The organism is Paenibacillus sp. FJAT-27812, from assembly GCF_001273905.1.
Taxonomy (GTDB): Bacteria; Bacillota; Bacilli; order Paenibacillales; family Paenibacillaceae; genus Pristimantibacillus.
On sequence record NZ_LIGH01000001.1, the window covers coordinates 2,776,318 to 2,786,641 of the forward strand.

Annotated in this window: 7 protein-coding genes and 12 tRNA genes; 18 read left to right on the forward strand and 1 reads right to left on the reverse strand. The window is 45.0% G+C overall.

Annotation, left to right across the window (positions count from 1 at the left end; translation table 11 throughout):
* Nucleotides 1–222: 222 nt before the first annotated feature.
* The 8 genes from ADU23_RS11830 (at nt 223) to ADU23_RS11865 (ending at nt 1,041) form a co-directional block, all read left to right on the forward strand.
* Nucleotides 223–298, forward strand: a tRNA-Asn gene (locus ADU23_RS11830).
* Nucleotides 299–302: 4 nt separating this feature from the next.
* Nucleotides 303–378, forward strand: a tRNA-Thr gene (locus ADU23_RS11835).
* A gap of 40 nt (nt 379–418) precedes the next feature.
* Nucleotides 419–493: transfer RNA gene (locus ADU23_RS11840), tRNA-Glu, on the forward strand.
* Between the two features lie 35 nt (nt 494–528).
* Nucleotides 529–604 (forward strand) — tRNA-Val (locus tag ADU23_RS11845).
* 9 nt (nt 605–613) lie between these two features.
* A tRNA-Gln gene (locus ADU23_RS11850) sits at nt 614–688 on the forward strand.
* An 11-nt stretch (nt 689–699) separates the two neighbouring features.
* Nucleotides 700–775, forward strand: a tRNA-Lys gene (locus ADU23_RS11855).
* A gap of 15 nt (nt 776–790) precedes the next feature.
* Nucleotides 791–873 (forward strand) — tRNA-Leu (locus ADU23_RS11860).
* Nucleotides 874–958: 85 nt separating this feature from the next.
* Nucleotides 959–1,041: transfer RNA gene (locus ADU23_RS11865), tRNA-Leu, on the forward strand.
* Nucleotides 1,042–1,249: 208 nt separating this feature from the next.
* Here the strand turns inward: ADU23_RS11865 and ADU23_RS11870 are convergent.
* On the reverse strand, nt 1,250–1,609 hold the full coding sequence (locus ADU23_RS11870; protein WP_053373935.1) for a helix-turn-helix domain-containing protein: 360 nt from the start codon (nt 1,607–1,609) through the stop codon (nt 1,250–1,252).
* Nucleotides 1,610–2,055: 446 nt separating this feature from the next.
* Here ADU23_RS11870 and ADU23_RS11875 point away from each other — a divergent pair, with 446 nt between their 5' ends.
* The 10 genes from ADU23_RS11875 to ADU23_RS11920 all read left to right on the forward strand — a co-directional run bounded on the left by ADU23_RS11875 (nt 2,056) and on the right by ADU23_RS11920 (nt 9,891).
* Nucleotides 2,056–4,029 (forward strand): chemotaxis protein CheA, encoded by a 1,974-nt coding sequence (locus ADU23_RS11875; protein ID WP_269433166.1) that lies wholly within the window; start codon nt 2,056–2,058, stop codon nt 4,027–4,029.
* A 7-nt stretch (nt 4,030–4,036) separates the two neighbouring features.
* Nucleotides 4,037–4,534: a chemotaxis protein CheW gene (locus ADU23_RS11880; RefSeq protein WP_141680477.1), complete on the forward strand. Its 498-nt coding sequence runs from the start codon at nt 4,037–4,039 to the stop codon at nt 4,532–4,534.
* A 16-nt stretch (nt 4,535–4,550) separates the two neighbouring features.
* The gene (locus ADU23_RS11885) at nt 4,551–6,278 is read left to right on the forward strand and encodes a methyl-accepting chemotaxis protein (RefSeq protein WP_053373938.1); all 1,728 of its coding nucleotides are present in this window, start codon (nt 4,551–4,553) and stop codon (nt 6,276–6,278) included.
* Nucleotides 6,279–6,280: 2 nt separating this feature from the next.
* Nucleotides 6,281–7,099, forward strand: a complete 819-nt coding sequence (locus ADU23_RS11890; RefSeq protein WP_053373939.1) for a CheR family methyltransferase — start codon at nt 6,281–6,283, stop codon at nt 7,097–7,099.
* A 27-nt stretch (nt 7,100–7,126) separates the two neighbouring features.
* Complete coding sequence (locus tag ADU23_RS11895) at nt 7,127–8,164, forward strand: protein-glutamate methylesterase/protein-glutamine glutaminase (RefSeq protein ID WP_231637359.1); 1,038 nt, start codon at nt 7,127–7,129, stop codon at nt 8,162–8,164.
* Nucleotides 8,165–8,363: 199 nt separating this feature from the next.
* Complete coding sequence (locus ADU23_RS11900; protein WP_053373940.1) at nt 8,364–9,212, forward strand: ABC transporter ATP-binding protein; 849 nt, start codon at nt 8,364–8,366, stop codon at nt 9,210–9,212.
* Between the two features lie 318 nt (nt 9,213–9,530).
* Nucleotides 9,531–9,605, forward strand: a tRNA-Gly gene (locus tag ADU23_RS11905).
* 6 nt (nt 9,606–9,611) lie between these two features.
* Nucleotides 9,612–9,688 (forward strand) — tRNA-Arg (locus ADU23_RS11910).
* Nucleotides 9,689–9,722: 34 nt separating this feature from the next.
* Nucleotides 9,723–9,799 (forward strand) — tRNA-Pro (locus ADU23_RS11915).
* 18 nt (nt 9,800–9,817) lie between these two features.
* A tRNA-Gly gene (locus ADU23_RS11920) sits at nt 9,818–9,891 on the forward strand.
* The last annotated feature ends 433 nt before the right edge of the window (nt 9,892–10,324 follow it).

Consider the following 10,324-nt stretch of genomic DNA (forward strand, 5'->3'; position numbering starts at 1 on the left):
GGAAGCACAGCAATGTGTGTAGCTGACGAATACTAATCGGTCGAGGGCTTATCCTAAAACCGTTTGCTGCGACCCATACATCCAGCAGACAACAGTTAAAGAGGTTTTCAGCAAACCTAATCTTTCGTATCCAGTTTTCAGGGCGCAATTTGCCTTGTTTTTCAACCGTGCCTCTTTTGCAGTTGAAGTTCTTGGAGACATTTCAACTCAAAAATGCAATGTTCCCTGATAGCTCAGTTGGTAGAGCACTCGACTGTTAATCGAGTTGTCACAGGTTCGAGTCCTGTTCGGGGAGCCATTATGCTCTCATAGCTCAGTAGGTAGAGTGCATCCATGGTAAGGATGAGGTCACCGGTTCGATCCCGGTTGAGAGCTCCAGAAAACTTTCAACTGTTAGGACAAGCTTCAATTTATGTATGGCCCGTTGGTCAAGTGGTTAAGACACCTCCCTTTCACGGAGGTAACAGGGGTTCGAGTCCCCTACGGGTCACCAATTTCCTTTTTGACAAAAAAGGCGCCTTCACACTTGGACGCTTAGCTCAGCTGGGAGAGCATCTGCCTTACAAGCAGAGGGTCGGCGGTTCGATCCCGTCAGCGTCCACCATATCGCTGCTGGGGATTAGCCAAGCGGTAAGGCAACGGACTTTGACTCCGTCATTCTCAGGTTCGATCCCTGAATCCCCAGCCATTTTATAGTATGAGTCATTAGCTCAGTTGGTAGAGCACCTGACTTTTAATCAGGGTGTCGTAGGTTCGAATCCTACATGACTCACCATTTTTTATCTCACATGCGCGTATGGCGGAATTGGCAGACGCACCAGACTTAGGATCTGGCGGGCGACCGTGGGGGTTCAAGTCCCTCTACGCGCACCATCTTTAAAACCCTTCATCGGGAAACGCTCTGTATGTCAACAGAGAACCGTAGGTGGAAGTCCTACAAATAAGCTTTACCTTATATGCGCGTATGGCGGAATTGGCAGACGCACCAGACTTAGGATCTGGCGGGCGACCGTGGGGGTTCAAGTCCCTCTACGCGCACCATACTTACAACACAAGCTTTTAGGATCTTTAATCCTGAAGGCTTTTTTTTTGCAAAAATTTAATTTGAACCTTTTTTGGGTGAGCTCGCTAGATCGAATTTGATCTAGTGAGCTTTTTTATATCCAGCTTCTTTTGCGTCTGGCTATGGGGATTGCATGGATATGTATTCGAAAGAAGTGCTGTTGGGCTGCTTCTGTTGTGAGATCGCTTACTGTCTGTGTGATAGGAGATACAGTCTCTTGGCAAGAGTGGCGATTAATTGTTTATCCTCTGAGGACAGAGTGTGAATCAGTTCTATTAGAGAAGGAATGGTTTGCTGATCGAGAGAGCTATTTTGTTGTTTTTCGTCAAGAGGAGTTGACTTATGGCCTAGCAATATCCAGTCCAAAGATACATCAAATATAGTTGCAATGGAAATGAGTGCTTTAGCGCCTGGAATGGAGGTTCTGCTTTCACTTTCCCAGTCGCCAACATTACCGGGGGATACTGAAATTAACTTTGCAAATTCAGACATGGTAAGATTTTTCTCCTGTCTTAATTGTTTAAGTCTTCGTTTAATATCATGCATGAAGAATACCTCCTAGATTGAAAAATGTCACTTGTATGAGTGATGGAATCCGCGTGAATGCAGTTTTTAATCGTAATTACGAATAAAAGTTGCAATTAATCGTATTTACGAATATAATTTGTCTAATAGCACGAATTATGAAGCATTGTCACTTCATGTGGCTAAAATTGAATAATATTGAAAAAATGCGAAAAAGAACCTTGGGATTCTAAGGTCCATCTCTACCCTTCCTATTACTTATCGAATTTTCACGGAAAATTGCCTTTGCAACCGTTCAGTCATCACTTGGGGTTTATAACCCTAAATAATTCTTCATTGCATTATCATTTTCCTTTGTTTGTATATAATTCATCGTTATATGTATACGTGTTCAGTTGGTTCCTCGTAGCAAAATAGAAAGAGGGATATGGATGAATGGAAGAGATTTAACTGACCCTATCATGGAGATGTACATATTCGAATCATTACAACTATTAGAGCAGCTTGAATCGACAATCCTTGATTGCGAACAGGCGGCTTCTTTTTCCGTTCACGCAATAAATGAGATTTTCCGCAACATGCATACATTGAAAGGCTCTGCAGCTATGATGCAATATTTGAGCATTGCCGAGGTAGCGCATGCTATAGAGGATCTATTTCACTTTATTAGGGAGAACAAGGAACAGTCGCTCAATCATACCTTTTTGTCAGATCTCGTCCTGAGGGTAGCGGATTTCATTAAGGCGGAGGTAAGCAAAATCTCACAGGGCAAGGAGCCGGATGGAAATCCTATCATCATTATTAACGATATTAAGCAATATTTGGAACAGCTAAAGCAACTAATAAATATAAGATTATTTTCCTATCAAGCGGTTGTTCGTTTTCAAAGTGATTGCGAAATGGAAAACATTAGATCATTTAACATTATTCATCGTTTAAAAGAGATATCTGAAATCCTACACCATGAGCCGACTGATCTTCTTGATGACGAAAGAAGTATCGAAGCCATTAGGAATCAAGGGTTTCATATCTCTTTTAAGTCTGAAAAGAGCTATCAGGAGGTTCATGGTTTTTTCATGGAAACAATTTTTCTGGAGCAATTGAATCTAACCCAGATAGAGGATGCCGAAGATCAGGAGTTGTTTCCAGAAAGCGAACAAACCGAACTTTCTTTTGAGCTGGCAGACTGGTCTGAGGATCGAGAGCGGGAAGGGAAGTCAGAAGGCTCGTCAAGAAATGCGGTTATTAGCGTAAGCGTGAATAAGCTTGATCAACTGTTGGATCTCATTGGTGAGCTAGTCATTGCTGAAGCTATGTTTACCCGCAGTGAAGCTTCTAATGATACAAGAGAGGATTCGGCTTTCAACAAACCATCCGGACAGCTTCGAAAGATAACAGGTGAGCTCCAGGATATCGTCATGTCGATCCGAATGGTGCCGCTTGTCACTACCTTCCATAAAATGCGCCGAGTGGTTAGGGACATGTGCCAGAAGCTAAGCAAGGATGTGGGCATTGAAATAATCGGGGAAGATACGGAGCTTGATAAAAATATTATCGATCAAATTTCTGATCCACTGATGCATTTGGTCAGAAACGCGCTGGATCATGGCATTGAATCAAACGAAGATCGTGTGAAAGCAGGAAAGAAACGGTCGGGCGTCATTACATTAGAAGCGAAAAATACAGGCGGTTACGTGGAGATTGTTGTCAGGGACGATGGGAAGGGCTTAAACAAAAATAATATCGTAAGAAGAGCTGTGGAGAGAGGTCTCATCGATCAGCAGCATGGAGAACTGACCGAAAAAGAGATATACGCTTTAATTTTCTTACCCGGATTTTCTACGAAAGACAAAATTACGGAATTTAGCGGCCGAGGAGTTGGGATGGACGTTGTCACTCGCAATATCGAGGCGGTCGGCGGTGTTATCTCTGTGGTGAGCAAGGAGCTTGAGGGAACGAGCATTACGATGAAAATTCCATTAACGTTAGCAATAATTGACGGCATGAACGTTAGGGTTGGAGATGCTAACTACACGGTACCGACAACCTCGATTAAGGAATCCTTCAAACCGAAACGATCTGATGTCATTACGGATCCTGACGGGAACGAAATGATTATGGTGCGTGGCAACTGCTATCCTATTCTGCGTCTGCATGAGAGGTTTCATACTAGAAATAGCCATACTGATTTTACGGAAGGAATATTCGTTATGATCGAGCAGGATGGCAAAAGAATGTGCTTGTTCGTAGACGAGCTTCTAGGCCAGCAGCAGGTAGTCGTTAAAAATCTACCTCGATACATTAAACAATTCATACATAGGGAAGGACTTGCTGGGTGCACGCTGCTGGGTGACGGAAGTATTAGCCTTATTCTTGATGTAGCTGATCTAATGGGTATGAATCGAAATCGAAGCATGCCGGCATTTGCCCATAATAGGTGAGGAGTCGATGGACATGACCGAACAGTCGAGCTTGGACAGCAGTTATGAAGAAGATGCGCAGAAGGATAAATATCTAACCTTTTCGCTTGGCAATGAGCTGTACGGTATCGAGATTAAACATGTGATAGAGATTATTGGGATTCAGACAATTACTGTAGTGCCAGAGCTCCCTGAATATGTACGCGGCATTATTAATTTACGGGGAAAAATTATTCCGGCAATGGATGTGCGATTAAGGTTTAAAAAAACATTCCGTGAATACAACGATAGAACCTGTATTGTCGTTATCGATATACAAGAGATATCTGTTGGTCTTATTGTTGACAGCGTCTCTGAGGTACTGTCAATTCCCGGTTCGGACATTGTTCCTCCTCCAGAGGCAGGCGGCGGCATGAACCGCTACATTCAAGGAATAGGCAAGCTAGGAGCTGCTGTGATGCTGCTGCTCGATTGCGATAAGATGCTTAACGACAATGAAATAGATAAATTATTCATAGCTCAATAAATGGAGGAATAAGACGATGAAATGGTTTTATGATATGAAAATCGGCAAGAAGCTGACTTCTTCATTTATTATGGTAGCACTATTGGCTGGAATTGTCGGTGCTATAGGCATCACGAATTTGAAAAGCATGGATAATCGCTATAACGAGTTATATGAACAATTTGGTCAGTCGGTTGGGGAGCTTGGCAATATTGGCATGAATTTTCAAAATATTCGCGCTCTAGTACGCGATGTTTTGCTGCATACAGATACTGCTAAGCAGAGCGAGGCGATTGAACAGATTAATAGTTTAATGAAAGAGACCGATTCATTGATCGCCACTTTTAAACAAAGCCTTCAAAATGAGGACGAGAAAGCTAGATTTAACGAGCTGGCAGATGGACTCGGGGAGTATCGACAGTATCAGAATCGGATTATTGCTTTTGCATCGTCACAACAAACGGAGCAAGGCATGAAGGAGCTGGAAGCAGGAGCCGCCATTTCCAAAAAAGTAGATGGACTCATTGATGATTTATATCATGATAAAAATACAGAAGGAGCCCGCCGTTCAACCGTGTACACTGCTTCGTCAAAAACGATAATTGCAACAATGCTAGCCATTGTTATTATCGCGATGCTTACAGCAGTAGCTCTGGGCCTATTGATCTCACGAATTATTAGCAAGCCAATTAGCAAGCTGGTTGAATCTGCTGAGCGTATTGCAAATGGCGACTTGAATATGACGATCGACGTCGCAACTAAGGATGAAGTAGGCGTATTGGCTGCCGCTTTTGGCAAGATGACTGATAATATGAATGAAGTGCTGTCTAATATCCAAAACGCGTCAGAGCAGGTTTCTACAGGAGCCAGACAAGTATCGGAATCAAGCATTGTATTGTCGCAAGGGGCATCCGAGCAGGCAAGCTCTGTGGAACAGCTAACTGCCTCGCTTGAGCAGATAGCGGCACAGACAAGATTAAATGCGGAGAACGCAGTTCAGGCAAATATGCTTGCTGACCAAGCGAGAATAAATGCACAGCAGGGCAACGATAGGATGAAAGAAATGCTGAATGCAATGGAGGAAATCAATACGTCCTCTGGCAGCATTTCGAAAATAATAAAGGTTATTGATGAAATCGCGTTTCAGACGAACATATTGGCTTTGAATGCGGCAGTCGAGGCGGCTAGAGCTGGACAGCATGGCAGGGGCTTCGCTGTTGTTGCAGAGGAGGTGCGCAATCTGGCGGCACGTTCTGCTAATGCGGCAAAGGAAACGACGGATATGATTGAGGGCTCGATTCGCAAAGTAGAGGATGGAACAAAAATCGCAAACGAGACGGCGTCAGCGCTTAACCAAATCGTTGATGGCGTAGCTAAGGTAGCGAATTTGGTTAACAGCATCTCTGAGGCATCAACCGAACAGGCAACAGGCGTAGAGCAAATTAATCAAGGCATCATGCAGGTCTCGCAAGTCGTTCAAACGAATTCAGCTACCTCGGAGGAGAGTGCGGCAGCTTCTGAGGAGCTAACAGGCCAAGCAGAGATGCTGAAGCAGCAGATAAGCCGATTCATACTTCGCAAGACGCAGCCGTCAGCTACCTATAAAGAATACGAGCAACTGGACCCGGAAATGCTGCGTATGCTGGAGAATATGGCTGGAAAGGCGAAGAAACGGAATTGGGTTATTGAAAGCGATCAGCCTGAAGTCGCAGCAGCAAAAAGCTCCACTATCCTGTTAAGCGATCGCGAGTTCGGTAAATATTAACGATGATTGTCATTTCGGAAGAGGAATTCAAGCATCTTGCCCATTATATCAAAGCGCAATTTGGCATTAATTTAAAACAAGAGAAAAAGACGCTGCTGGTAGCCCGCCTGCAGCGTCATTTGCTCGAGCAGGGATTTGATAGCTTTGCGCAATATCTCCAGCATATTAAAGCAGACTCCAGCGGAGCCTCGGACTTAATGCTAGCAAACAGAATTACGACAAACCATACCTTTTTCATGAGAGAAGCGAACCATTTTTACTATTTACGAGATAAGGTGCTCCCCATTATAGTCCGCACAATTCGTGACTATGATTTGCGGATTTGGAGCGCGGGCTGCTCGTCAGGAGAGGAGCCCTATACGCTAGCGATTTTGTTGGATGAATTTTTCGGTCCAAGGAAGCAGGGTTGGAATACGCAGGTGCTGGCTACCGACTTGTCAGCGAAGGTGCTGGAGATTGCAGCAAAAGGAACTTATTCAAATGACGCGCTGGATACCGTTCCTGCGCTTTGGCGATCCAGTTACTTCCGCAAGCTGAATGAAGAGCAGTCGGTTGTGCTTGATAAAGTGAAATTGGAAGTTATATTTCGCCAATTCAATTTAATGCAGAAAACCTTTCCGTTTAAACGAAAGTTCCATGTCATTTTTTGTCGGAACGTAATGATTTATTTTGATCATGAGACTAAACGCGAGCTAATTAGGAAGTTCTATGAGATGACCGAGCCAGGCGGATACCTGTTTATCGGACTCTCGGAGTCGCTTGAGCGCGACAAAACGGAATATGCCTATATCATGCCGTCTGTATATCGGAAAGAGCTCTAAATTCAGTTCAGGCTTAAGGAGGCATCGTTGATTATCAGTACGGTGGATAAAAGGATAAGGGTACTCGTCGTGGATGACTCCATCATGTTCCGTGAGGTATTGGCAAGAGGTCTGGCTACTGATCCCTTTATTGAGGTGGTAGCAACGGCCAAGGATCCTTTTGACGCGCGTGATAAGATCATTCAATATAAGCCTGATGTGCTGACGTGCGACATCGAGATGCCGGGAATGAACGGAATAGAATTCATACGCAGATTGCTTCCGCAATACCCGCTGCCAATCGTTACGGTTAGCTCGATTAGCGTAGCAGCGTTAGACGCATTAAGGGCAGGAGCAGTTGATTTTGTAGCGAAGCCAGATATAGCGACTCCCCAGCGCGTAGAGCAGTTCCTATTCGAGCTGATTCGCACTATCAAAGGAGCCTCTAAGGCGAAGATCATCCAGGAGGAACGATCCGAGAAGATCAATGAAACAAAGCCGCAGCAGCCCATCAATAATCGAAACCACATCATTGTGGTTGGCGCATCAACCGGAGGCACGGAGGCGATGCATACTATGCTGAAGGGACTGCCGGCAAATACGCCAGGAATGGTGGTCGTACAGCATATTCCGCCCATCTTCTCGCGCATGTTCGCAGAACGCTTAAACGCATCCTGCGCGATGCAGGTGAAGGAAGCAGAAGATGGCGATTTTGTACAAGCGGGTACCGTTCTAATTGCACCTGGTGACAAGCATGTCTCGCTTGTAAAAGCAGGAGATCGCTTTAAGCTGGTATGCCGAAGCGGGGAGAAGGTAAACGGTCATTGCCCATCGGTCGATGTATTATTTGAGTCAGCCTCCAAGGCTGCGGGTGATCGCGCAATAGGCATTATTTTGACAGGGATGGGGAAGGATGGCGCACGGGGCTTGCTGTCCATGCGAACCAAAGGCTCACGAACCATTGGTCAGGATGAGAAAACGTCCATCGTATATGGCATGCCCAAAGCAGCCTATGAGCTAGGCGCCGTGGAAATTCAGTCAGCTTTGCCGGATATATCGCGTGTGCTGCTTTCATTATTGTCATAATTTGAAGAGAGCCAACCTGCTTCCGGGTTGGCTCTCTTCTTGTTGCAAGTAAGGGAAGAGATTATGATTGACTTTTCGCATGAGAAACATTATCATTAAAACGTCAATGATAATCGTTATCAATTTTAGTTTAGAGCGAATAACCATATACATGATTAAAAGGTGTCTGCCACGGCAGCGGAAGGAGCGTGCATGTCCAATGATTCGTCTAACAACGTCGGGTCTTGATATTGCTTATGATGACCGTCTTATCGTCCAAAATTTAAACATTGCTATACCTCAGGGGAAAATTACGGCGCTAGTGGGAGCAAACGGCTCCGGCAAATCCACGATTTTGAAAACGATGGCCCGTATTATGAACCCATCCCAAGGCAGTGTGCTTCTGGACGGCAAGTCCATTCATAAGCAATCGACGAAGGAAGTAGCGAAGCAGCTGGCCATTTTGCCGCAAAATCCAACTGCTCCAGATGGACTTACGGTTGCTGAGCTTGTATCATACGGACGCTTCCCTTACCAGAAGGGCTTCGGTTCGATGAGCAAGGAAGATCGCAGCATCGTGCAGTGGGCGATTGAAGCGACAGGAATGAACGATTTTGGCGATCGTCCGGTCGATCATCTATCCGGCGGACAGCGCCAGCGTGCATGGATTGCCATGGCGCTAGCGCAGGAGACAGACATTCTGTTCCTTGACGAGCCAACGACGTTTCTCGATATGGCGCATCAGCTCGAAGTTCTTCACCTGCTTCAAAAGCTAAACGCTACCAACAACCGTACTGTCGTTATGGTTGTGCATGATTTGAACCATGCAACTCGTTACGCACATCATATGATCGCTATTAAAACAGGTGTCGTGGTTGGCGAAGGTACGCCTGCCGAAGTTATGACCCCTGATATTATGCGTGAAGTATTTAATATTGAAGCAGATATCGTTCCTGATCCGCGCACAGGCGTTCCGTTATGCTTGCCTTATGCGCTGGCTGGTCAACCGGCTGCGGATAAAGTAGCGATGAACAGCCGCATTGTGTCTTTAGCGGCTGCAGGAGCGTAATTATCAAACCGTAACCGTAACCGTAATCCCTCCCGGGATTGCGGTTTTTTTTATAAAAAGATTTTTGGCGTCATTGGCCTCTAGATCAGACCTGATTACGAAAAAATCGAATGAATAGATGGCCAGCTGCATAGGATAAAAAATGCGGAAAACCGCGTTAAATCAACGTTTTTTCGTAATCTGGAAGCTGTAAATTGGTGTTCGGAAAAATAATTTAAAACTTTTTTATAAAAACAGTTGCTTTTTGTTTTCAGGGGTGATATATTATTACTTGTCGCCGCGATGATAAACATCACGAACGGCTGACGCAAATAACATGCGGAAGTGGCTCAGCGGTAGAGCATCGCCTTGCCAAGGCGAGGGTCGCGGGTTCGATTCCCGTCTTCCGCTCCATAATGTGTGCCCTTAGCTCAGCTGGATAGAGCGTTTGACTACGAATCAAAAGGTCAGGAGTTCGAATCTCTTAGGGCACGCCATTATCACTTCATTAGATGCACTTTATTTACACTTCGGGACGTAGCTCAGCTTGGTAGAGCACCTGGTTTGGGACCAGGGGGTCGCATGTTCAAATCGTGTCGTCCCGACCATCTTTAAACTTTTTATCTGCGGGTGTAGTTCAATGGTAGAACTTTAGCCTTCCAAGCTAATAGCGTGGGTTCGATTCCCATCACCCGCTCCAACTATTTAAACCCGAAAGCCTTGCGCAGCAAGGCTTTTTTTGTTTTCATCTATCCAACAAGCGTAGAGTGCTCGACCTAGTATGAGGCGGGCTTTGGGGCAAACTGTGGAACGTTTGGATTGAGTTGCTCCAAGAGACCGGTTGTAAGCTAGGGTAGCGGATCTAAAGCAGAATTATCAGGAAAAGCTCCCGTTATATGAAGTGTTATCGGACGAAAATTACGTTTAGATGGATTTTCTCCCGTTAATATTTAGTATCCAGGCCCATTAGGGGCGATATTGCTCAGATTAACAGGAGTTTTTCCTGTTAAGTGCTCAATATGCTGCTCTGCCGAGTGAATTAGCTGGAGGATTTCCTGTTATTTCAAACTAGCCGAATTTAGCGATGCAGGTTCCATAACTTTCAATGTGCCAAACGAGCCGTAGATGCGTTT